The organism is Streptomyces deccanensis (assembly GCF_022385335.1).
In the GTDB taxonomy this organism is placed as follows: domain Bacteria; phylum Actinomycetota; class Actinomycetes; order Streptomycetales; family Streptomycetaceae; genus Streptomyces; species Streptomyces deccanensis.
On the sequence record NZ_CP092431.1, the window covers coordinates 5,860,378 to 5,883,499 of the forward strand.

15 protein-coding genes are annotated in these 23,122 nt (G+C 72.1%); 14 read left to right on the plus strand and 1 reads right to left on the minus strand.

Going from position 1 to position 23,122, the window contains the following annotated elements; translation table 11 throughout:
• The first annotated feature begins 121 nt into the window (after nt 1-121).
• From L3078_RS26205 to L3078_RS26215, 3 genes are read left to right on the plus strand one after another with little or no spacing between them, the layout of a single operon-like run.
• The gene (locus L3078_RS26205; protein WP_392314689.1) at nt 122-382 is read left to right on the plus strand and encodes a DUF4244 domain-containing protein; all 261 of its coding nucleotides are present in this window, start codon (nt 122-124) and stop codon (nt 380-382) included.
• Nucleotides 369-758 (plus strand): TadE family type IV pilus minor pilin, encoded by a 390-nt coding sequence (locus L3078_RS26210; protein WP_239756383.1) that lies wholly within the window; start codon nt 369-371, stop codon nt 756-758. Before L3078_RS26205 ends, L3078_RS26210 begins: the two co-directional genes overlap by 14 nt.
• Before the next feature lie 47 nt (nt 759-805).
• Nucleotides 806-1,183: an Rv3654c family TadE-like protein gene (locus tag L3078_RS26215; RefSeq protein WP_239760474.1), complete on the plus strand. Its 378-nt coding sequence runs from the start codon at nt 806-808 to the stop codon at nt 1,181-1,183.
• A gap of 148 nt (nt 1,184-1,331) precedes the next feature.
• On the opposite strand, the gene L3078_RS26220 is transcribed toward L3078_RS26215, so the two are convergent.
• The gene (locus tag L3078_RS26220) at nt 1,332-3,806 is read right to left on the minus strand and encodes a DEAD/DEAH box helicase (protein ID WP_239756384.1); all 2,475 of its coding nucleotides are present in this window, start codon (nt 3,804-3,806) and stop codon (nt 1,332-1,334) included.
• A gap of 83 nt (nt 3,807-3,889) precedes the next feature.
• On the opposite strand from L3078_RS26220, the gene bldG reads away from it, so the two are divergent.
• The 11 genes from bldG to L3078_RS26275 all read left to right on the plus strand — a co-directional run bounded on the left by bldG (nt 3,890) and on the right by L3078_RS26275 (nt 23,083).
• Entirely contained in the window at nt 3,890-4,231 is a 342-nt protein-coding gene (gene bldG / locus L3078_RS26225; protein WP_005475923.1) for an anti-sigma factor antagonist BldG, read from the plus strand.
• A 107-nt stretch (nt 4,232-4,338) separates the two neighbouring features.
• Nucleotides 4,339-4,767 (plus strand): ATP-binding protein, encoded by a 429-nt coding sequence (locus L3078_RS26230; protein ID WP_239756385.1) that lies wholly within the window; start codon nt 4,339-4,341, stop codon nt 4,765-4,767.
• A 329-nt stretch (nt 4,768-5,096) separates the two neighbouring features.
• Nucleotides 5,097-7,502: a sodium-translocating pyrophosphatase gene (locus L3078_RS26235; RefSeq protein WP_239756386.1), complete on the plus strand. Its 2,406-nt coding sequence runs from the start codon at nt 5,097-5,099 to the stop codon at nt 7,500-7,502.
• A gap of 207 nt (nt 7,503-7,709) precedes the next feature.
• Nucleotides 7,710-8,321: a small secreted protein gene (locus L3078_RS26240; protein ID WP_239756387.1), complete on the plus strand. Its 612-nt coding sequence runs from the start codon at nt 7,710-7,712 to the stop codon at nt 8,319-8,321.
• Nucleotides 8,322-8,548: 227 nt separating this feature from the next.
• Entirely contained in the window at nt 8,549-10,081 is a 1,533-nt protein-coding gene (locus tag L3078_RS26245; protein ID WP_239756388.1) for a DUF7059 domain-containing protein, read from the plus strand.
• Between the two features lie 267 nt (nt 10,082-10,348).
• Nucleotides 10,349-12,685: a serine/threonine-protein kinase gene (locus tag L3078_RS26250; RefSeq protein ID WP_239756389.1), complete on the plus strand. Its 2,337-nt coding sequence runs from the start codon at nt 10,349-10,351 to the stop codon at nt 12,683-12,685.
• Between the two features lie 98 nt (nt 12,686-12,783).
• Nucleotides 12,784-12,981: a hypothetical protein gene (locus L3078_RS26255; protein ID WP_239756390.1), complete on the plus strand. Its 198-nt coding sequence runs from the start codon at nt 12,784-12,786 to the stop codon at nt 12,979-12,981.
• A 311-nt stretch (nt 12,982-13,292) separates the two neighbouring features.
• Complete coding sequence (gene topA / locus L3078_RS26260; protein ID WP_239756391.1) at nt 13,293-16,145, plus strand: type I DNA topoisomerase; 2,853 nt, start codon at nt 13,293-13,295, stop codon at nt 16,143-16,145.
• Between the two features lie 182 nt (nt 16,146-16,327).
• Entirely contained in the window at nt 16,328-19,708 is a 3,381-nt protein-coding gene (gene tmk, locus L3078_RS26265; protein WP_239756392.1) for a dTMP kinase, read from the plus strand.
• Nucleotides 19,709-20,119: 411 nt separating this feature from the next.
• Nucleotides 20,120-21,325 (plus strand): DNA polymerase III subunit delta', encoded by a 1,206-nt coding sequence (locus tag L3078_RS26270; RefSeq protein WP_239756393.1) that lies wholly within the window; start codon nt 20,120-20,122, stop codon nt 21,323-21,325.
• 171 nt (nt 21,326-21,496) lie between these two features.
• Nucleotides 21,497-23,083, plus strand: coding sequence for an alpha/beta hydrolase (locus L3078_RS26275; protein WP_239756394.1), 1,587 nt, complete (start codon nt 21,497-21,499; stop codon nt 23,081-23,083).
• The last annotated feature ends 39 nt before the right edge of the window (nt 23,084-23,122 follow it).

Here is a 23,122-nt window from a genome sequence, read left to right on the forward strand (position 1 = left end):
GCGGGTGGCGTCGGAGGGCGGTGCGCGGGGGCCGCCCGGGCGGACCGGAGGCGGTGACGACGAACAGCGGTGATCAGTGACAGACCAGTGGCCAACGGAACAGAACCTCACGGGGGTTGAGATGTACAAGGCAGTTCGGGCGATGCAGTCGGTGCGGGCAGTGGAAGCAGCTCGGGAAGCGGTGCGGGTCCGGGTGGTGGGGGCCGTGCTGTGCCGGGTGCGGGCGGCGAGGAGGGATGCGGGGATGGTGACCTCCGAGTACGCGGTGGGGATCATCGCGGCCGTGGCCTTCGCCGCGGTTCTGTACAAGGTGGTGACCAGCGGGCAGGTCCAGGCGGAACTGCAGCAGATCGTCGGGCGGGCCCTCAATGGCGGGGCGTGAGCCGCGACGGCTGCGCGGGGCGCTGGGTCGCGACGACGGGTTCGTGACGGCGGAGGCGGCCATGGCTCTGCCGGTGATGCTGCTGCTCGCGACGGCACTCGTGTGGGCCCTGCTCGCCGCCTGCGCGCAGATCCAGGTCGTGGACGCCGCTCGGGCCGGTGCCCGGGCGGCGGCCCGGCAGGACCCGCCGGGGGCGGTCGTGGCGGCAGCGCGGAAGACGGCACCGGACGGGGCGGAGGTGCGCGTGGGCCGGGAGGGCGACTTCGTACGTGTCGTGGTCTCGGCCCGTGCGCCGGGGCCGAACGGGCTGGGACTCGACCTCAGCCATGCGGCCGTGGCGCTGGCGGAGGAGACGGTGGGGGAGGTGGGCGGGTGAGCGTCCTCTCGTGGTTCGGCCGGTGGCTCGGGGGCGCGCGCTCGGTCCTGGGGCAGGGGGCCGGTGCGGACAGAGGGTCCGCGACCGTCTGGGCCGTCGGGGCGATCGCGGTGCTGTGCGCGGTGTTCGGTGCCGTACTCGCCTTCGGCCAGGCCGTCGTGATCCGGCATCAGGCGGAGGCAGCGGCCGATCTCGCGGCCCTCGCGGCCGCCGACCGCTGGACGAAGGGCGCCGAGGGGGCCTGCGCGACGGCAGAACGGGTGGCGCGGGCCCAGGGCAGCCGCCTCGTGCGCTGTGAGGTCGAGGGAGAGATCGCGGACGTCACAGCAGCCTCGGGGCCCGCCCCGCTCACCGCCGAGTCCAGGGCACGCGCGGGACCACCGGGCCCGGCGGCCGGCTGGGAAGCACCCAGGGTCGCCCCTTGAGGGGCGCGGGGAACTGCGCGATCAACCACACACGACCGGTGATCGCCGGATCTGGGAAGCCGCGGGCTCTGGGGCCCCGAACCCCCGGGTTCTGCGTCACCCCCGAGCTCTGAAGCGCCCGGCCCCCGGTTCCAAGCGCCCCCGAGCCCTACGGCACCCGGCCCTCCGGCGGAGTCGCTGGCGCGGTGCGGAGCAGTTCGGTCAGGAGGCGTACGGCGCCCCGTTTGTGCAGCGGGTCGTTGCCGTTGCCGCACTTGGGGGACTGGATGCAGGACGGGCAGCCGGCGTCGCACTCGCAGGAGGCGATGGCCTGGCGGGTGGCGGTGAGCCAGGCACGGGCCGTGTGGAAGGCGCGCTCGGCGAAGCCCGCGCCGCCAGGGTGGCCGTCGTAGACGAAGACCGTCGGGAGCAGGGTGTCCGGGTGGAGCGGGACCGAGACGCCGCCGATGTCCCAGCGGTCGCAGGTCGCGAAGAGGGGCAGCATGCCGATCGAGGCGTGTTCGGCGGCGTGCAGGGCGCCGCCGAGGATCTCGGGGTTGATCCGGGCCGCGTCGAGCTGGTCCTCGGTGACGGTCCACCAGACGGCGCGGGTGCGCAGCGTACGAGGAGGGAGGTCGAGCTTGGACTCGCCGAGCACCTCCCCGGTGATGAGGCGGCGACGGAGGAAGGAGACGACCTGGTTGGTGACTTCGACGGAGCCGTAGCACAAGCGGCCGTCGCCCCAGGGGACTTCGGTGTCGGTCTCCAGGACGGAGATGGCGGTGGTGTCGCGGGCGACCGTCGAATAGGGCGGGTCGGCCTGTTCGACGAGGGCGACGGAGTCCTCCAGGTCCAGTTCGCGCACCAGGTACGTACGGCCCTGGTGCAGGTGGACCGCACCCTCGTGGACGGTGGTGTGGGCGGCGCCCGCGTCGACCGTTCCGAGGAGGCGGCCGGTGCCGGTCTCGACGACCTGGACGGGGCGGCCGCCCTGGCCCCGGATGTCGGCGAGGTCGGCGGCGCGTTCGCGGCGGGTCCAGTGCCAGGCCTTGGCCCGGCGGCGGAGCAGCTTCGCGGACTCCAGCTGCGGCAGCAGGTCTTCGCAGGCGGGGCCGAAGAGGGCCAGGTCCTCGTCCGTCAGGGGCAGTTCCGCGGCGGCGGCGCAGAGGTGGGGGGCGAGGACGTATGGGTTGTCGGGGTCGAGGACGGTCGATTCCACCGGCTGGTCGAACAGGGCCTCCGGGTGGTGGACCAGGAAGGTGTCCAGCGGGTCGTCGCGTGCGATCAGGACGGCGAGGGCGCCCTGGCCGGAGCGTCCGGCGCGGCCGGCCTGTTGCCACAGGGAGGCGCGGGTGCCGGGGTAGCCGGCGATGAGGACGGCGTCGAGGCCGGAGATGTCGACGCCGAGTTCGAGGGCGGTGGTGGCGGCGAGGCCGAGGAGCTCGCCGGAGTGGAGGGCGCGTTCGAGGGCGCGGCGTTCCTCGGGGAGGTAGCCGCCGCGATAGGCGGCGACGCGGCGGGCGAGGGAGCGGTCCACCTCGGCGAGGCGTTCCTGGGCGATCACGGAGATCAGCTCCGCGCCGCGCCGGGAGCGGACGAAGGCGACCGAGCGGACGCCCTGGACGGTGAGGTCGGTGAGCAGGTCGGCGGTCTCGGCGGTGGCCGTGCGGCGTACCGGCGCGCCCTTCTCGCCGTGCAGCTCGGTGAGCGGGGGCTCCCAGAGGGCGAACACCAGTTCACCCCGGGGTGAGGCGTCGTCCGCGACCTCGGTCACCGGGACGCCGGTGAGGCGGCGGGCGGCGACCGAGGGCTCGGCCGCGGTGGCGGAGGCGAGGAGGAAGACGGGTTCGGCGCCGTAGCGGGCGCACAGGCGGCGCAGGCGCCGGAGCACCTGGGCGACGTGGGAGCCGAAGACACCGCGGTAGGTGTGGCACTCGTCGATGACGACGTACTTCAGGGCGCGCAGGAAGGAGGACCAGCGGGGGTGGGAGGGGAGGATGCCCCGGTGCAGCATGTCGGGGTTGGTGAGGACGTAGTTGGCGTACTGGCGGACCCACTCGCGTTCCTCGACGGGGGTGTCGCCGTCGTACACGGCCGGGCGCACGGCGTTTCCGAGAGGTTGTGAAAGTTCCTTCACGGCTCGGCACTGATCCGCCGCGAGGGCCTTGGTGGGGGCCAGGTAGAGGGTGGTCGCTCCCCGGCCGTTGGGTGCCTCGGAGCCGTCCAGGAGGCGGGAGAGGACCGGGACGAGGTAGGCGAGCGACTTGCCGGAGGCGGTGCCGGTGGAGACGACGACCGATTCGCCGTCCAGCGCGTGCTCAGCGACGCGTGCCTGGTGGGCCCAGGGATGTTCGATTCCGGCGGCCTGTACGGCGGCGACCACTTCCGGCCGGATCCGGTCGGGCCAGACGGCATGGCGACCCGCACGTGGGGGCACATGCTCCGTATGAGTGATGCGCGAAGCCCGGCTCGGCCCCGAGGCGAGCCGGTCCAGGACCGTGCCCGGCGAGGGGCTGGAGGCAGTGTCCGTCGGGGTTCGATCGGATCGGTGATTCTTGGCCATCGGCATCGAGTGTGTCACCGGCGTGACGGACAATGGAGCCAAGGCGTCGTGCACGCCTGCCGGTAAGTGATTGAATGCCATCGCGGCTGGCGAACCGTCCCGGGGGCTTTCAAGCCGAGGTGTCCCGAGGGGCGAACGCTCGATAGCAAGGTGCTGGAGGATCCGTGGACCTGTCCCTGTCGACCCGTACCGTCGGCGATCGTACGGTCGTCGAGGTCGGTGGCGAAATCGACGTTTATACCGCGCCCAAGCTGCGTGAGCAGCTGGTCGAGCTGGTCAACGACGGGAGTTTCCACCTCGTCGTCGACATGGAGGGCGTCGACTTCCTCGACTCCACCGGGCTCGGCGTACTGGTGGGCGGCCTGAAGCGAGTACGGGCCCATGAGGGCTCGCTGCGCCTGGTGTGCAACCAGGAGCGGATTTTGAAGATCTTCCGCATCACCGGTCTGACCAAGGTGTTCCCCATTCACACCTCGGTCGACGAAGCGGTGGCGGCCACTGACTGATCACGTCCGTCCGGGCCCCGTGCCCGGACGGCCACAGACGAGTGAGGGGGACCGGGCCCGCGCGGCCCGGCCCTCCGACAGCACGCCCGTAGTTCCGAGGGGGATGCATGGCCACCGTTGAACTCCGCTTCAGCGCGCTGCCCGAGCACGTCAGGACCGCCCGACTGGTGGCGGCAGCGGTGGCGCGCAGGGCCGGAGTGGACGAGGCCGTCCTCGACGAGGTCAGGTTGGCCGTCGGCGAGGCGTGCACCCGTGCCGTCGGACTGCATCAGAGCAGCGGTATCTCGGCGCCGGTGCGGGTGTTGCTGATCGAGGAGGAGAAACAGTTCTCCATCGAGGTGGGCGACGAAGCGCCGCACGCCGTCCCCGGTGACCGGTCATCGGGTGCCGGGGCGGACGCCGACGTCGAGGAGGACGACATGGGCCTCGCGGTCATCAGTGGCCTCGTGGACGACGTGGAGGTCACCGCCGGCGAGAACGGCGGGTCGATCCGTATGACCTGGCCGACGACACCGTCGGTCGCGGTCGTGCCCTGATCGTCCTCGAGCGTCGATCCTCACAACTTCAAGCAGTATCGCGAAGGGCCCTGCTGAGCAGGGCCCTTCGTGTTTGTTCGGCATTTATTCCGATCACCGTTCATCGGAACACCGGAATTCGTGAAGGAATTCACGATCATTCCCCTGATAATTGATCAAGTGTCAATGCCTTTGAGGCGTTACTTCTTTCGAGTAGCGTGGGCGGGTCCGGATCATTTGCTGAAGAGCATGTGAAGGCCAATTCCGTTTCCCGCGCACTGTTTTGATCAGGTTCACCTCCCTACAATCCGTCCACATCTTGAGCTCAGCCCAAGCGTCAAGGAGGACGAATGGCGGGGCTTTCTACCCCTCAAAGGTTTGACCACACCGCGAACTTCGCAGCCGCGGTGCTCACCGACGACAACCGGATCATCGTCATGGTGATCGGCGTCGTGGCCCTGGCAGCACTCGTCGTCGCCGGGGTCCTGGTGCGCCAGGTGCTCGCGGCGGGCGAGGGCACCGACAGCATGAAGAAGATCGCCGCGGCCGTACAGGAAGGCGCGAACGCCTATCTGGCACGGCAGTTGCGCACGCTCGGCGTATTCGCCGTCGTCGTGTTCTTCCTGCTCATGCTGCTGCCCGCGGACGACTGGAATCAGCGCGCCGGACGATCGGTGTTCTTCTTGATCGGCGCGGCGTTCTCGGCGGCCACCGGCTATATCGGTATGTGGCTCGCCGTGCGCAGCAATGTGCGCGTCGCCGCGGCGGCCCGGGAAGCGACACCGGCGGAAGGCGAGCCGGAAAAGGATCTCACCGCCGTCTCGCACAAGGCGATGAAGATCGCATTTCGCACCGGCGGCGTCGTCGGCATGTTCACGGTGGGGCTCGGCCTCCTCGGCGCGTCCTGCGTGGTCCTCGTCTACGCGGCCGACGCGCCGAAGGTGCTGGAGGGCTTCGGCCTCGGGGCCGCGCTCATCGCCATGTTCATGAGGGTCGGCGGCGGCATCTTCACCAAGGCCGCCGACGTCGGCGCCGACCTGGTCGGCAAGGTCGAGCAGGGCATTCCGGAGGACGATCCGCGCAATGCCGCGACCATCGCCGACAACGTGGGCGACAACGTCGGCGACTGCGCCGGCATGGCGGCCGACCTCTTCGAGTCGTACGCCGTGACGCTCGTCGCCGCGCTGATCCTCGGCAAGGCGGCGTTCGGCGACTCCGGCCTCGCGTTCCCGCTGATCGTGCCCGCGATCGGCGTGATCACCGCGATGATCGGCATCTTCGCGGTGGCGCCCCGTCGTACCGACCGCAGCGGCATGTCCGCCATCAACCGCGGCTTCTTCATCTCCGCGGTGATCTCGCTGGTGCTCGTCGCCATCGCCGTCTATGCCTACCTGCCGTCCTCGTACGCCGACCTCGAAGGCGTCACGGACACGGCGATCGCGGGTCACGAGGGCGACCCGCGGGTCCTGGCGGTCGTCGCGGTGGCCATCGGCATCGTGCTGGCCGCGCTGATCCAGCAACTGACCGGCTACTTCACCGAGACCACCCGGCGTCCTGTGAAGGACATCGGCAAGAGTTCGCTCACCGGCGCGGCCACCGTCGTCCTCGCCGGTATCTCCATCGGTCTCGAGTCGGCCGTCTACACCGCCCTGTTGATCGGCCTCGGCGTCTACGGGGCGTTCCTGCTCGGCGGTACGTCGATCATGCTGGCGCTGTTCGCGGTGGCGCTGGCCGGCACCGGCCTGCTCACCACGGTCGGTGTCATCGTCGCCATGGACACCTTCGGGCCGGTCTCCGACAACGCGCAGGGCATCGCCGAGATGTCCGGCGACGTCGAGGGCGCGGGCGCGCAGGTGCTCACCGACCTGGACGCCGTCGGCAACACCACCAAGGCCATCACCAAGGGCATCGCGATCGCCACGGCCGTCCTCGCGGCCGCCGCGCTCTTCGGCTCGTACCGCGACGCGATCCTCACGGCCGCGAACGACGTCGGGGAGAAGGTCTCCGGCGAAGGCGCGCCCATGAACCTGATGATGGACATCTCCCAGCCCAACAACCTGGTCGGGCTCGTCGCGGGCGCCGCGGTCGTCTTCCTCTTCTCGGGGCTGGCGATCAACGCGGTCGCGCGGTCGGCCGGTTCGGTGGTCTACGAGGTGCGGCGGCAGTTCCGCGAGCGGCCCGGGATCATGGACTACACCGAGCAGCCCGAGTACGGCCGGGTCGTCGACATCTGCACCAAGGACGCCCTGCGGGAGCTGGCCACGCCCGGTCTGCTCGCCGTCATGGCGCCCATCGCGATCGGGTTCACGCTCGGGGTCGGCGCGCTCGGCGCGTATCTCGCCGGCGCGATCGGGACCGGGACGCTGATGGCGGTCTTCCTCGCCAACTCCGGTGGAGCGTGGGACAACGCCAAGAAGCTCGTCGAGGACGGCCATCACGGCGGCAAGGGCAGCGAGGCCCATGCCGCGACCGTCATCGGCGACACCGTCGGCGACCCGTTCAAGGACACGGCGGGACCGGCCATCAACCCGCTGCTGAAGGTGATGAACCTCGTCGCACTGCTCATCGCGCCCGCGGTCGTGCAGTTCAGCTATGGAGAGGACAAGAGCGTCGCGCTGCGGGTCGCCATCGCGGTGGCCTCGATCGCCGTGATCGTCGGGGCGGTGTACGTGTCCAAGCGGCGCGGGATCGCCGTGGGTGACGAAGGCAACTCCGAGCGGGTGGCCAAGTCGGCGGATCCAGCGGTGGTTTCGTAGGCGGTCTGACGACCGGCTCTGCCAGGGGCCAGCTCAAGGGGCGGGCGGACGACGCGTGTTGACGCGTCGGCCGTCCGCCCCTTGGCCGTGCCGGTGGTGCCCGTGAGCCTTCTCTCGCTTGGTGCAAACGGTTACAAAAGGGTGTACCGGGGGTGCTCGGCACACAGGTGGCACCCAAACGGCGTGTATGTTCCGGGGCCGAGAGCCATGGAAGGGACCAATCCGGTGAACAAGAAGCTCGCGGCCGCACTGTCCGGCGGTGCGGTACTGGTACTGGCGCTGTCCGGCTGCGGCGGCGACGACGAGACGAACGACAAGCTGAACTCCTGGGCCAAGGAGGTCTGCGACTCGGTGCAGCCGCAGATCAAGAAGATCGCGGCGGCCAACGCCTCGATCCAGAAGGAGACCTCGGACGACAGCGCGCCGGCGGACGTGCAGAAGGCCGACTCCCAGGGCTTCCAGGACATCTCCGACGCGTACAAGGCGATGGCGACGGCCATTCAGAAGGCCGGGGCGCCGGACGTCGAGGACGGCGAGAAGAAGCAGAAGGCCGCGGTCGCCGAGCTGAACCAGCTGTCCACGGCGTACGGGGAGCTGAAGAAGAAGTCGGACGCGCTGAACACGAAGGACCAGGCGAAGTTCGCGGACGGGCTCGAAGGGGTCGCGACGGAGCTGGAGAAGCTCAGCAAGACCGGGAGCGACGCGTTGAAGGAGCTGGAGAAGGGGGAGGTCGGGCAGGCGATGGCGGAGCAGCAGAGCTGCAAGTCCGCGAATACCTCCGGGGCGGCTTCGGCGCCGGCTGTGCCTTCGGAGACCTGACCGGGGTTCTTCTTGGCTGTGGGGCGACTGGGCCGGGGTGCGTCGGGCACTCGGCGGTCGGGTCGGGCGGGGGGTGGGTATCGCGCACCGGCGCTTGCCGGGTGCCGCCTGCGCCCACCCGTGCCGCCCCAGCGGCACGACTGCCCGCAATTGTGACGACGGGGCGAGCCGAGATGCGGCGTGTGTGCCGCCGAGGCGGGTCGCGAGGCGCGGCTACGCTGAGCGTCGTGAGTGATTCCAAGCTGTCGTCCCTGCCCTCCACCGACCGGACCGATGTCGCCGTGCGGCTTCGAGAGGCGTTGCTCGGTGTCGAGTTCACCGCTGACGGGCTGCTCGAACTGCTCGGCGCCTCCGCCTACGCGGCCCTCGCGCGGAGCGAGGTCGTGCCGGCGCTCAGGGCGACGCGGGGGGACACGGCGCTGGAGGCGCTGGTGCGGCTGTTCCTGTTGCAGGAGCCGGTCGTACGCACGCGCGTGGAGAGCGTGCTGCCTGTTGACGCGTGCGTCGAGAGCGGCTGGCTCGTTCGCGTCGGTGACGACGGGGACGAGGTCGCCGCCACGGTCGACGTGCGGCCGTACGGCGGCCCCGGCGGCGAGGACTGGTTCATCGTGTCCGACCTGGGGTGCGCGGTCGGCGGGGCCGGCGGGATCGGAAGCCGGGACGAGGGAGTCGTGCTGGGGGTCGGCGGGGCGTCCACGACGCTGGCCGGCATCACGGTACGGACGCCCGTCGCCGCCGCCCTCGACCTCGGGACCGGCTCCGGCATCCAGGCGCTGCACGCCGTACAGCACGCCACGCGCGTGACGGCGACCGATCTCAACCCGCGCGCGCTGCACATCACGGCGCTCACGCTGGCGCTCTCCGGCGCCCCCGCCGCCGAGCTGCGAGAGGGCTCGCTCTTCGAGCCGGTCGGGGCGGACGAGACGTACGACCTCATCGTGTCCAACCCCCCGTTCGTGATCTCGCCGGGCGCCCGGTTGACGTACCGCGACGGCGGCATGGGCGGGGACGACCTGTGCCGCACGCTCGTCTCGCAGGCGGGGGAGCGGCTGAACGAGGGCGGGTACGCGCAGTTCCTCGCCAACTGGCAGCACGTGGAGGGCGAGGACTGGCAGGAGCGGCTCAGGTCGTGGGTGCCGCGCGGCTGCGACGCGTGGATCGTGCAGCGTGAGGTCCAGGACGTCGCGCAGTACGCCGAGTTGTGGCTGCGGGACGCGGGCGACCACCGCGGTGACGTGGCCGAGTACCAGGCGCGGTACGACGCGTGGCTCGACGAGTTCGAGGCGCGGAAGGTGAAGGGCGTCGGCTTCGGGTGGATCACGCTGCGGAGGACGGCCGCCGCGGAGTCGGAGCCCTCGATCACCCTGGAGGAGTGGCCGCATCCGGTCGAACAGCCACTCGGTGAGACGGTGCGTCAGCACTTCGCGCGCGTCGACTACCTGCGGGAGAACGACGACGCGGCCCTCCTCGCGGCGCACTTCCGGCTCACCGCCGAGGTCGTCCAGGAGCAGGTCGGACTGCCCGGCGCCGAGGACCCCGAGCATGTGGTGCTGCGTCAGAACCGTGGGATGCGCCGGGCCACGAAGGTGGACACGGTCGGCGCCGGATTCGCCGGTGTGTGCGACGGCACGCTCAGCGCCGGACGAATTCTGGACGCCATCGCCCAGCTCGTCGGCGAGGACCCGGTGGCGCTGCGCGACCGGACCCCGGTCCAGATCCGCCTCCTCGTCGAACAGGGGTTCCTCGAACCGGCTCGGTGACCCACCCGCACCGGCGAGGGGCCCGCCCGGGCTTCCGCACCCGGTGACGATTTCCTGACCGTCCGGTGACCGTACCGGTACCCCGCCCGGCGCCCGTTCCCGTGACGTACGGGGCGCATTCGCACCACTGGGACGGCTGTGTCCCCTCTGGCTGGATTGGTCCGCAAAAGGGCTCCTGTCAGTGGTGCGTGCGAAGCTATTTTCAAGAGACGGATTCGACGTGTCCTCGGGGGAGGCACGCGCTGTCTCGGGGATCGGGGGATCGCGATGGCGGGGGATACGCCGGAGCAGGGCCAGGGAAGGATCATCAACGACCGGTACCGCCTGCTGCGCACCCTGGGCGCGGGCGGCATGGGCCGGGTCTGGCTCGCGTACGACGAGGAGTTGGCCTGCGAGGTCTCCATGAAGGAGATCTCCCTGCCCGATGTCCCGATGGACGCGACCGAGCCCGCCCAGCGCATCGCCCGGGCCCGCAGCGAGGCCCGGCACGCCGCGCGGCTGCGCGGCCACCCCCATGTGGCCACGGTCCACGACGTGGTGCTCCACGAGGGGCTGCCGTGGATCGTCATGGAGTACGTGCCGGACGCGATCGACCTCCAGGCGGTCGTCCGGCAGCGGGGCCCGCTCCCGCCCGAGCAGGTCGCCCGGATCGGGCTCGCCGTCCTCGACGCGCTCACGGCGGGCCACCGCATCGGCATACTCCACCGGGACGTCAAACCGGCCAACATCCTGCTCGCGGCCGACGCCTCGGGCGACCCGTACGCGCGCGTGCTGCTCACCGACTACGGCATCGCGCTCCAGCCGGAGTCCCGCGAGCCCCGGCTCACCGCCACCGCCGGCATCCTCGGTACGCCCGGCTATCTGGCGCCCGAGCGGGCGCGGGGCGAGCCGCCGACCCCGGCCGCCGACCTGTTCTCGCTCGGCGCCACGCTGTACGCGGCGGTCGAGGGCCGCGGCCCCTTCGACCGGCGCGGCGAGTACGCGACGCTCACGGCGCTGCTCGGCGAGGAGCCGACACCGCCCGCCCGCGCCGGTGAACTGGCCCCCGTCCTGCACGGGTTGCTCATCAAGGACCCCGTGCGCCGGCTCTCGCCGGAGGCCGTGGCGCGCGGCCTGGAGCGGGTGACCGCCTCGGGCGGCGGGTCGATCCCGCCGGGCTGGGGAGCCACCCCCGCGTCGGCCCCCGGCGCCTTCGGACCGGCCGCCGGCACTCCGGGTACGCCCGGGGCCCCCGCCACACCCGGCACGCCCGGTGCACCTCCGGGGTACGTGGCGAGCGCGCCGCCCGGTTACGTGGCCGCCGGGCAGCACGGCCTCGGGGAGGCGCCGAACACGCCGGGCCCGCCCCACACGCCGTACACCCCGGGGGCCCCGCACACACCCGGCGCGCCCTCGGGGCCGAACACCCCGAACACTCCCGCGGGCGGCCCGCCCACACCGGGCGCGACGCCGGGCGGCCCCGCGCCGTACGACCCGTGGCAGCAGGGACAGGAGCACGGTCCCTACGGCAGCTACAACCCGTACGGGGGCGGGTCCACGCCCTACGGGAGCCCGGCGTACGGCGGCGGAGGCGCCCGGACGCCCGGGTACGGCGCCACCGTGGGCAACCAGCCGCCGTATACGACCAACCCGTCGACACCGTACGGCGGTGGCGGCGCCCCGCCGCCGGGGAACGCGGGGTTCCCGACCATCACCGCCGGAAGCCCGCCGCCACCCGGCGGGCCGAAGCGGAAGACGCCCGCGGCGGCGGTCGTCGCGATCGTGGTCGCCGTGCTGCTCGTGGCGGGCGGCGGGACCTGGGCCGCGGTGAACCTGACGGGCGGCCCGGACCCCAAGCCCTCCGACACCCCGGGCGCGCTGGCGTCGCCACCGAAGTCGGAGTACCCCTACGGCAAGCGGGCGGCCCTCAAGCAGGCGCTGGAGGTGGGGGACTGCGTCAAGGCGGTCTGGACGGGGACGGCGTTCGACTCGGTGCCCGACCTCGGCGTGGTGGACTGCGACGAGGACTGGCCGGACGGCCAGGTCGTCGCGATAGAGACAGCGTCGGACGCCGCCGACGCCAAGGCCAGCGGCGCGCAGCGCTGCGCCAGCCAGGCCGACCCGATGGCCGAGGCCCTGCCCGACGCGGACGTCTACGCGCTGGTCCCGACGGCGGAGGGCTTCACCGCGGCCAAGGGCGGTACGGCCTGTCTCGTGCTCGGCAAGCACGTCCCGATCGGCGGCGAGGTGGGCCGACTCCGTGACGTGGGCATGAACCTCTGGCCGACGCAGATGGCCGTCGGCGACTGCTGGGACTACACCACCAGGGAGGACGAGGGGTACGACGCCCCGCTGACCGACTGTGCCGAAGCGCACACCGACCAGGTGGTCGGATCGGTGCAGGCACCCGACAACATGACGTTCGACGGCGCCCTCGCCGAAGGCGGAAAGCTGTGCACCAACAGGTTCGAGTCGAGTTGGGCGCCCGGCGCTGACCTGATCGTGTCGGGATGGGTCTCCGCCGAAGAGGAGTGGAAGAAGGGCTTCAACAAGGTGGTGTGCACGGTGCGCAACGCCGACGCGTCGCAGACGACCGGGAAGATACCCACGCCCGGCTCGGTCTGAGGGTCCGGACGCCTCGCGTTCACCTCGGGTTCGCGCGCCCGCTTCCCGTCCGTGCCAGCCTCCCGTCCCGGGGCAGTCGAGGGGTGGGAGGACGGGACATGGAGAGCGGTCCGGCGATCTTCGTAGGAGTGGTGTTCGCCCTGTTCGGGGGCGGGCTGCTGCTGTGGACCGCCAGGCGGCTGCGCCTCGGCGAGCCGGTCGCGCAGGGGGTGCGTCCCGTGATGTCGGCGACCCTCGCGAGCGTCACCGCGGTCACCGCCCTGGCGCTCGGCGCCTGGTGCCTCACCCGCGTCTGAGGGGGCTCGGGGAGACGGGTCCGGAGAGCGGGCGGCGTAACAGGGATGTGACCCTCCGCATAGGCCCCGAACGGATCGCTGAAGACGCCGGGCGGCAGGAATGGCGGTAGTCGGGTTACCGTTCGAGTGGCCGTTGCGGGCTTTTCCCGTTTGACACGGGGGCGGGATGTACCGTCACACTCCGCAGCGTCAGCATGACCCGACCCCCGGGCCAGACCGCCGAGCCCCGTGCGAGGCACCGGCCCCAGGGGGCGCCCGCCCCGGGACGCAAGCCTGGGGAGACCCAGCGTCGACCGGAGAGAAGAGCGAAGTTGTCCCCGACCAGCGAGACCGCGAAGGGCGGCCGCCGACTCGTCATCGTCGAGTCGCCTGCCAAGGCGAAGACGATCAAGGGCTATCTCGGCCCCGGCTACATCGTCGAGGCGAGCGTGGGGCACATCCGCGACCTTCCCAACGGCGCCGCGGAGGTGCCCGAGCAGTACACCGGCGAGGTGCGCCGCCTCGGCGTGGACGTCGAGCACGACTTCGCGCCCATCTACGTGGTCAACGCGGACAAGAAGGCCCAGGTCAGGAAGCTCAAGGACCTGCTGAAGGAGTCCGACGAACTCTTCCTCGCCACCGATGAGGACCGCGAGGGCGAGGCCATCGCCTGGCACCTCCAGGAGGTGCTCAAGCCCAAGGTCCCGGTCAAGCGGATGGTCTTCCACGAGATCACCAAGGCCGCGATCCAGGCCGCCGTCGCCAACCCGCGCGAGCTGAACCAGCGCCTCGTCGACGCCCAGGAGACCCGCCGCATCCTCGACCGCCTCTACGGCTACGAGGTCTCGCCGGTCCTGTGGAAGAAGGTCATGCCGCGCCTGTCGGCGGGCCGCGTCCAGTCCGTCGCGACCCGGCTCGTCGTGGAGCGCGAGCGTGAGCGGATCGCCTTCCGCTCCGCCGAGTACTGGGACCTGACCGGCACCTTCGCCACCGGCCGCGCCGGTGACGCCTCCGACCCGTCGTCGCTGGTCGCCCGCCTGCAGTCGGTGGACGGCCGCCGCGTCGCCCAGGGCCGCGACTTCGACTCGCTCGGGCAGATCAAGGGCGCGAACGTCCTCCACCTCGACGAGGCGAACGCCCGCGCACTCGCCGCCGCCCTGGAGAACACCCGCTTCGCGGTCCGGTCCGTCGAGTCCAAGCCGTACCGCCGCTCGCCGTACGCCCCCTTCCGTACGACGACGCTCCAGCAGGAGGCCTCGCGCAAGCTCGGCTTCGGGGCGAAGGCGACGATGCAGGTGGCGCAGAAGCTGTACGAGAACGGCTTCATCACCTATATGCGTACGGACTCCACGACGCTCAGCGACACCGCCGTGGCCGCCGCCCGCGCCCAGGTCACCCAGCTGTACGGCGCCGACTACCTGCCGGCGCAGCCGCGAACGTACGCCGGGAAGGTCAAGAACGCGCAGGAGGCGCACGAGGCGATCCGGCCCTCGGGTGATCGTTTCCGCACGCCCGCCGAGACCGGGCTGACCGGCGACCAGTTCAAGCTGTACGAGCTGATCTGGAAGCGGACCGTCGCCTCCCAGATGAAGGACGCCACGGGCAACAGCGTCACCGTCAAGATCGGCGGCACCGCCTCCGACGGCCGGGACGCCGAGTTCAGCGCCTCCGGCAAGACGATCACCTTCCACGGCTTCCTCAAGGCCTACGTCGAGGGCGCCGACGACCCGAACGCCGAACTCGACGACCGCGAGCGCAGGCTGCCGCAGGTCAACCAGGGCGACCCGCTCTCCGCCGAGGAGATCACGGTCGACGGGCACGCCACCAAGCCCCCCGCCCGCTACACCGAGGCCTCCCTGGTCAAGGAGCTCGAAGAGCGCGAGATCGGTCGCCCGTCGACGTACGCGTCGATCATCGGCACCATCCTCGACCGGGGCTACGTCTTCAAAAAGGGCACGGCGCTCGTGCCGTCCTTCCTGAGCTTCGCCGTGGTCAACCTCCTGGAGAAGCACTTCGGGCGGCTCGTCGACTACGACTTCACCGCCAAGATGGAGGACGACCTCGACCGCATCGCGCGCGGCGAGGCGCAGGCCGTGCCGTGGCTGAAGCGGTTCTACTTCGGCGAGGGCACGGACGTCACCGGCACCGCCGCGGCCGCGGCCGGCAACGGCGACGGGGACCACCTCGGCGGCCTGAAGGAACTCGTCACCGACCTGGGCGCCATCGACGCGCGCGAGGTCTCGTCCTTCCCCGTCGGCAACGACATCGTGCTGCGCGTCGGGCGCTACGGCCCCTACATCGAGCGGGGCGAGAAGGACGCCGAGGGGCACCAGCGCGCCGACATCCCCGAGGATCTGGCACCCGACGAGCTGAGCGTCGAGCTGGCGGAGGAACTGCTCGCCAAGCCGAGCGGCGACTTCGAGCTGGGCGCCGACCCGGCGACCGGTCACCAGATCGTCGCCAAGGACGGGCGCTACGGACCATACGTCACGGAGATCCTTCCCGAGGGCACGCCGAAGACCGGCAAGAACGCGGTCAAGCCGCGCACGGCCTCGCTGTTCAAGTCGATGTCCCTGGACACGGTGACCCTCGACGACGCCCTGAAGCTGATGTCGCTGCCGCGGATCGTCGGCGCCGACGCAGAGGGCCAGGAGATCACAGCGCAGAACGGGCGGTACGGGCCGTATCTGAAGAAGGGCACGGACTCGCGGTCGCTGCAGACCGAGGAGCAGCTCTTCACGATCACCCTCGAAGAGGCGCTGGCGATCTACGCCCAGCCCAAGCAGCGCGGGCGGGCCGCCGCCAAGCCGCCGCTGAAGGAACTGGGCGAGGACCCGGTCAGCGGGAAGCCGGTCGTGGTGAAGGACGGCCGCTTCGGGGCGTACGTCACCGACGGCGAGACCAACGCGACGCTGCGGTCCGGCGACAGCGTGGAGGAGATCACGCCCGAGCGCGGGTTCGAACTGCTGGCGGAGAAGCGGGCGAAGGGTCCCGCCAAGAAGACGGCCAAGAAGGCGCCGGCGAAGAAGACGGCGACCAAGACCGCCGCGAAGAAGGCCGCCCCGGCCAAGAAGACCGCCGCCGCGAAGAAGACGACCGCGTCGAAGACGGCCGCGGCCAAGAAGGCGGCTCCGGCGAAGAAGGCGACCGCGAAGAAGGCGACCGCTGCGGGGGACGGCGCCTAGTAGCTCGGGGCGTGGGCTGTTCGGCGACCGCGGGTTCGTCGTGGTCGATCGCGCAGCTCCCCGCGCCCCTGACGGGGCGCCTCGCCCCGATGAATGTGTGTGTTCTGTGTGACTTGGTCGTGCGCCGTGCGTGCGTTCGGGCGCTGCTTCTGGGTGTCGGTGGGTGCCGATAGGCTGAAAGCATGATGCGAGCCGAGCAGCCGACGGCCCACAACCCGGCCCCCGATGACGCCCTGGCAGCCGATTCCAGGGAGCGCGCCGTCCGGGCGCTGCTGCGCCGACCGCAGCTGAAACGGTTGTGGAGCGCCCAGCTCGTGGGCGGCGTGGGCGATGTGCTCGCGCTGTTCGTGCTGGTGCTCCTCGCCTTCCAGGCGGCGATCGCCGAGGGCGCCTTCGGCGGCGGATACCGGGGCGTCGCCCTGACGGTCGCGACCGTCTTCGGCACGCGCGCCCTCGCGACCCTGCTCTTCGGCGCCGTCCTCCTCGGTCCGCTCACCTCGCTGACCTCGCAGGACGGCCCGCTCGACCGCCGCTGGACCATGGTCGGCGCGGACGGCCTGCGGGTCCTGCTGCTGATCGTCGCGCCCCTGTGGATCGACTGGACGCCGGACAACGCGCTCGCGGTGCTGCTGGTCACCGCGTTCGTCGCCGGTGTCGCCGAGCGTTTCTGGACGGTCTGCCGCGAGAGCGCGGCCCCCGCGCTGCTGCCCGCGCCGCCGCTGGAGGGCGCGACCGTACGGCCGCTGCCTGACCACATGGACGCGCTGCGGCGCCTGGCCCTGCGTACCGGATTCGTGGCCGTGCCCCTCGCGGCCGCCGTCCTCGTCGTCGCCTCGCTGCTCAACAACGTGCTGGGCGCGGGCCTCGACTGGTTCGGGCAGCACCAGGCCGCGCTCGCCTCGTACGTCGCCGCCGGGCTCTTCGCCGCCTCGCTGTCCGTCGTGACCTTCCTCGACCTGCCCAAGACGCGCACCCCGCGCGCGCGGTCGCCGCTGGAGGGGCTGCGCCGGCCCAAGACCGGCACCGGTGTGGACAAGGGCCGCACGGGCGCGATCCCGCTGCTGGTGCCGGCCTGCGGAGCCGTCGCGGGCGCCGTCGCCGCCGCGGTCGCCGTCGCCGTGCTGCACGCCAAGGACCTGGGCGGCGGGCCGGTGATGTACGGGCTGTTCGTCACCGCGCTCACGGGAGGCGTGGTCGTCGGGATCCGCCGGGCGCCGTCCGTGCTGCCCGCGCTGTCCCGGCGTCGGCTGCTCGCCCTCGCGATCGCCTTCACCGGGATCGCGCTGCTCGCCGCCGGTCTGACGCCGGACGTCACGAGCGTCGTGCTCATCCTCGGGCTCGCCGGTGCCGGTGCGGGCATCGCCGCCAACACCGGACACACACTGCTCGACCAGGAGGCCGAGGACTTCCGGCGGGCCCGCACCACCGAGCATCTGCACGCCGTCGTACGGGTGTTCGTGGCGCTGGCGGTGCTCGTCGCTCCGCTGGTCGCCGCCGTCATCGGGCCGCACCGGCTGGAGAGCGGCAAGTTCGTCTTCGCGCACGGCGGTGCGGCGTTCACGTTGATGCTGGTGGGGGCGTTGCTGCTGCCGGTCGCCGCGCTGGTGCTCGCCAAGGTCGACGACCGGTCCGGGGTGCCGCTGCGGCATGACCTGCGGGACGCGTTGCTGAAGGGCGACGATCCGGTTCAGGCGCCCGCGGCTTCGGGTTTCTTCATCGCCCTGGAGGGCGGGGACGGCGCCGGGAAGTCCACTCAGGTCGAGGCGCTCGCCGAGTGGATCCGGGCCAAGGGGCACGAGGTCGTGGTCACGCGCGAGCCGGGGGCGACCCCGGTGGGCAAGCGGCTGCGGTCGATCCTGCTGGACGTGTCGAGCGCCGGGCTCTCGCACCGGGCCGAGGCCCTGCTGTACGCGGCGGATCGCGCCGAGCACGTGGACACCGTGGTGCGGCCCGCGCTGGAGCGCGGCGCGGTCGTCATCTCCGACCGGTACATCGACTCGTCCGTGGCCTACCAGGGCGCCGGGCGGGACCTCTCGCCCACGGAGATCGCCCGGATCTCGCGGTGGGCGACCGACGGGCTCGTACCGCATCTGACGGTGCTGCTGGACGTGTCGCCCGAGACCGCGCGCGAGCGGTTCACCGAGGCGCCGGACCGGTTGGAGTCGGAGCCGGCCGAGTTCCACGAGCGGGTGCGGGCCGGGTTCCTGACGCTGGCCGCCGCGGATGCCGGGCGGTACCTCGTCGTGGACGCCGGGCAGGACCCGGAGGCCGTGACGACCGTGGTCCGGGCGCGGCTCGACGTGATGCTGCCGCTGTCCGAGGCCGAGGTGAAGGCGCAGGAGGAGGCCCGGCGCAAGGCCGAGGAGGAAGCCCGTCGCAAGGCCGAGGAAGAGGCCGCGCGCAAGGCCGAGGAGGAGCGGCTGGAGCGCGAGCGCCAGGAGGAGCTCGCGCGGCTGCGGGCCGAGGAGGAGGAGCGCAAGCGGCGCGAGCTGGAGGAGGCTCAGCGGCGCGAGGCGGAGCGGCAGGCGGAGGAGGCCCGGCAGCGGGCCGAGGAAGCGCGCCGTCGAGCCGAGGAGGAGCAGGCACGGCTCCTCGCGGAGGAGAAGGCGCGTGCCGAGGCCGAGGAACGGCGGCGCGTCGAGGAGGAGCGGCGTCGCCAGCAGGCCGCGGAGGAGCAGCGGCTGCGGGCCGAGGCGGAGGCGCTGCGCCTGGAGAAGCAGCGGAAGGCCGAGGAGGCGTTGCTGCGGGCCGAGGAGGCGCGGCGGGTGGCCGCCGCGGCGGAGGCCGAGCGGGCCGCGGCGGTCGCGGCCGAGGCGGAGCGCGCCGCTGCGGAGCGGGCCGAGGCCGACCGGAAGGCCGAGGCGGAGCGGGTCGCGGCTGCGGCGGAGGCTGCGCGGGTTGCGGCTGAGCGGGGGGCCGGGGCTGGGGCTGGGGCCGGGTCTGGGGTTGGTGCTTCGGGCGGGGCTGAGGCTGGTGACGGTGCCGGTGGCGGCGATGATGCGGTGACCGTGGCTACGCCGTTCGTGACGCCGACCAACGCGTCGGGTGGGCCGGTGGACGAGACTGCGGTGTTGCCGCCGGTGCGGGGGGATGCGCCGGGGGGTGACTCCGAGACCACGGCGAAGCTGCCGAAGCCGTCGGTGCCGGGTTCCGGGGCGGGGGCGGGAACCGGGGCCGGGGCGGGGGCTGCGGCTGCCGAGGATGAGACCGCGGTGTTGCCGCAGGTGCCGTCGGATGCCGCCGACGAGACGGCTGTGCTGCCGCCGGTGCGGGACGATCTGGCGCCGCCGGGATACTTCCGGGACGAGTGGCCTGCGACGGGCGGTGCCGATGGGGCCGACGGGGCGGACAGTGCGGACGGGGCCATCGGGGCGGACGGGACCGATCGGACGCGGGAGCTTCCGCAGGTCGACGAGCAAGGTGTGCCGCGGCGGCGGCCTCGGTCGGACTGGGCCGAGGAGACGCCGTTGGACGATCTGCCCACGTTGGCGGACGAGTTGTTGGGTCCGCACGGCGAGGACGATGCCGAGGGGAAGCGGGGCTGGGGGCGGCGCCGCCGCTGAGTTGCGCTGAGTCGGGCCGGGCCGTGTTGGTTGTTGGTCGTCGGTGGCCGGTACGCGTACTGCCGGTGGTGGGTCGGGGCCGTGCCGGTGCGTCAGCCCGTCGCTTGGTGCCCTACTGCCCAGGGGTGGATTCTCCGGGTTCTCTGGGCCGCTGTATGCGACGGGCTCGACGCACCGGCACGGCCCCTTCCGTGCGTTGGCGGCCGACGGTGCGTTTCTGCGGCCGACCGTGCGTTTGCGGCCGACCGTGCGTTTGCGGCCGACTGTGCGTCGGTGGCTGACCGTGCGCGTCGTGGTCGTCTGGGTGGACGAGTGGCCGGTGCCGCGGTCAGAAGTGCGGGCGGTGTGATGTCAGTGGTGTCGCGCACAATGGGGCGCGGTGAGGGTTTTGTGTGACGGAGGCGGTGGGGCATGGCTGTGTGGGACGACCTGGTGGGGCAGGAGCGGCTGAGTGCGCAGCTGGACGCGGCCGCCCGGGACGCGGACAGGATCGTCACGGCGGCGGAGCAGGGGATCGCGCCTCCGGAGGCGTCGAAGATGACGCACGCGTGGCTGTTCACGGGGCCGCCCGGGTCGGGGCGGGTGACGGCGGCGCGGGCGTTCGCGGCGGCGTTGCAGTGTGTGAGTCCGGACCGGGCGCTCGGGGGGAGCCCGGGATGCGGGTTCTGTGACGGGTGTCATACGGCGCTGGTGGGGACGCACGCGGATGTGAGCACCGTGGCGGCGGTGGGCACGCAGATCCTGGCCGACGACATGCGGGACACGGTGCGCAAGTCGTTCACGTCGCCGGCGAACGGGCGCTGGCAGGTGATCCTGGTCGAGGACGCCGAGCGGCTGAACGAGAAGTCGGCCAACGCCGTGCTGAAGGCCGTCGAGGAGCCCGCCCCCCGGACGGTGTGGATGCTGTGCGCGCCGTCCTTGGAGGACGTGCTGCCGACGATCCGGTCGCGGTGCCGGCATGTCGCGCTGCTCACCCCGTCGGTGGACGCGGTGGCGGACATGCTCGTACGGCGGGAGGGCATCGAGCCGGAGGCCGCCGCGACGGCCGCGCGGGCGACCCAGGGGCACATCGAGCGGGCCCGGCGGCTGGCCACCGATCCGCGGGCCCGGGAGCGGCGGGCCGCCGTGCTGAAGCTGCCGTTGCGGGTCGAGGACATCGGAGGGTGTCTGAAGGCGGCGCAGGAGTTGGTGGACGCGGCTTCGGAGGAGTCGAAGCAGCTGGCCGAAGAGGTCGACACCAAGGAGACCGAGGAGCTGAAGGCGGCGCTGGGCGCGGTGCAGGGCGGGCGTATGCCGCGCGGTACGGCGGGCGTGATGAAGGACTTGGAGGACAAGCAGAAGCGTCGGCGTACGCGGGCGCAGCGGGACAGCCTGGACCTCGCGCTGACCGAACTCACCGGGTTCTACAGGGATGTGCTGGCCATCCAGTTGGGGTCGCGGGTCGCGCTCGCCAATGTCGAGGTGCGGGACAGTCTGGAGCGGCTGGCGCGGGGAGGCACGCCCGAGGCGACGTTGCGGCGCATCGACGCGATCGCGGCGTGCAGAGAGGCGTTGGACCGCAATGTGGCGCCCCTGCTGGCCGTGGAGGCGATGACGATGGCCTTGCGCGCCGGGTGAGGTGATGGGGGAGGGGGGATTTGCCGGGTTGGTCTACCGGGTTGGTCTACGGGGTTGGTCTGCGCGGCACGTCCGCGGGGGCCAAGGTGCGTTCGGTTGACCGAGTCACTCGTACGAGGAGCGTTCGTCGCCGTTCGTGATGAATTGAGTGGTTCTGGTTAGGCTCGCGAGATGCACACCAGGCGTACTTCCCGGCCGAACCGGTCCCCGCGGGTCGGCGGCGCGTTGCTCGCGGCCGCCGCGCTGCTCGTCGCGGGCTGTTCCTCCGGTCACTCCAGTGCGGCGGCCACGAGGGCCGACGGGGGGCCCGCTCTCGGCCCGCTGCCCCGTGCGACTCCGTCGGCGCTGGCCCCGTACTACGAGCAGAAGCTGAGCTGGCGGGGCTGCGAGACCCCCGGTTTCCAGTGCGCCACGATGAAGGCGCCGCTCGACTACGCGAAGCCGGGCGAGGGCGACATCGAGCTGGCCGTCTCGCGGCGGAAGGCGACCGGCCCGGGGAAGCGGCTCGGCTCGCTGCTGGTCAATCCGGGCGGGCCCGGCGGCTCGGCGGTCGGCTACGTGCAGCGGTACGCGGGCATCGGCTACCCGGCCAAGGTGCGGGCGCGGTACGACATGGTGGCCGTCGACCCGAGGGGCGTGGCGGGCAGCGAACCGGTCGAATGTCTCACCGGGCGCCAGATGGACACGTACACGCAGACGGATCTCACCCCGGACGACACGGCGGAGAGGGGTCGGCTGGTCGCCGCGTACAAGCGGTTCGCGGAGGGGTGCGGGGAGCGGGCGCCGAAGCTGCTGCGGCACGTCTCCACGGTCGAGGCCGCCCGGGACATGGACATCCTGCGGGCCGTGCTGGGCGACGAGAAGCTGACGTACGTGGGTGCCTCGTACGGGACGTTCCTGGGCGCGACGTACGCGGGGCTGTTCCCGGAGCGGGTGGGCCGGCTGGTGCTGGACGGCGCGCTGGACCCGTCGCTGCCGGCCCGTCGGCTCAACCAGGAGCAGACGGCGGGCTTCGAGACCGCGTTCCAGGCCTTCGCCAGGGACTGCGTGCGGCGGAAGGACTGCGTACTGGGGCGTACGCCGGCGCAGGTGGCCGAGAACCTGAGCGGGCTCTTCGAACGGCTGGACGCCCGGCCGCTCGCGACCGGTGACGCGGACGGGCGGCGGCTCGGCGAGTCCCTCGCGACGACGGGCGTGATCGCCGCGATGTACGACGAGGGGGCCTGGCCGCAGCTGCGCCAGGCGCTCACCGAGGCGGTCGAGAAGAACGACGGTGCCGGTCTGCTCGCCCTCTCGGACAGCTACTTCGAACGGGCGCCCGACGGCACCTACTCCAACCTGATGTACGCCAACGCCGCCGTGAACTGCCTGGACCTCCCGGCCGCCTACGACACTCCGGAGGCGGTGGAACGGGCTCTGCCCGAGTTCGAGAAGGCCTCACCGGTCTTCGGCCGGGCGCTCGCGTGGGCCTCCCTGAACTGCGCGTACTGGCCGGTGGGGCCGACGGGCGGGCCGCACCGCATCGAGGCGAAGGGCGCCGCCCCGATCGTCGTCGTCGGCACCACCCGTGACCCGGCCACGCCGTACCGCTGGGCGCAGTCCCTCGCCTCCCAGCTCTCCTCGGCTCGCCTCCTCACGTACGACGGGGACGGACACACCGCCTACGGGCGCGGCAGCGCCTGCATCGACTCCGCGATCAACACGTACCTGCTCCGCGGCACGCCCCCGACGGACGGAAAGCGCTGCTCAGCGTCCTGATCGTCGGCACCTGGGACGGCCGGGTCGGGCCGTCCCCGG

Excerpts from the sequence above, each read along its gene's own strand:
- L3078_RS26210 (WP_239756383.1), top strand. The coding sequence starts at position 369 with ATGGCGGGGCGTGAGCCGCGACGGCTGCGCGGGGCGCTGGGTCGCGAC.
- L3078_RS26270 (WP_239756393.1), top strand. The coding sequence starts at position 20,120 with ATGGCTGTGTGGGACGACCTGGTGGGGCAGGAGCGGCTGAGTGCGCAG.
- L3078_RS26235 (WP_239756386.1), top strand. The coding sequence starts at position 5,097 with ATGGCGGGGCTTTCTACCCCTCAAAGGTTTGACCACACCGCGAACTTC.
- L3078_RS26275 (WP_239756394.1), top strand. The coding sequence starts at position 21,497 with ATGCACACCAGGCGTACTTCCCGGCCGAACCGGTCCCCGCGGGTCGGC.
- L3078_RS26240 (WP_239756387.1), top strand. The coding sequence starts at position 7,710 with ATGGAAGGGACCAATCCGGTGAACAAGAAGCTCGCGGCCGCACTGTCC.
- tmk (WP_239756392.1), top strand. The coding sequence starts at position 16,328 with ATGATGCGAGCCGAGCAGCCGACGGCCCACAACCCGGCCCCCGATGAC.
- L3078_RS26255 (WP_239756390.1), top strand. The coding sequence starts at position 12,784 with ATGGAGAGCGGTCCGGCGATCTTCGTAGGAGTGGTGTTCGCCCTGTTC.
- L3078_RS26205 (WP_392314689.1), top strand. The coding sequence starts at position 122 with ATGTACAAGGCAGTTCGGGCGATGCAGTCGGTGCGGGCAGTGGAAGCA.
- L3078_RS26230 (WP_239756385.1), top strand. The coding sequence starts at position 4,339 with ATGGCCACCGTTGAACTCCGCTTCAGCGCGCTGCCCGAGCACGTCAGG.
- L3078_RS26250 (WP_239756389.1), top strand. The coding sequence starts at position 10,349 with ATGGCGGGGGATACGCCGGAGCAGGGCCAGGGAAGGATCATCAACGAC.
- L3078_RS26220 (WP_239756384.1), bottom strand. The coding sequence starts at position 3,806 with ATGGCATTCAATCACTTACCGGCAGGCGTGCACGACGCCTTGGCTCCA.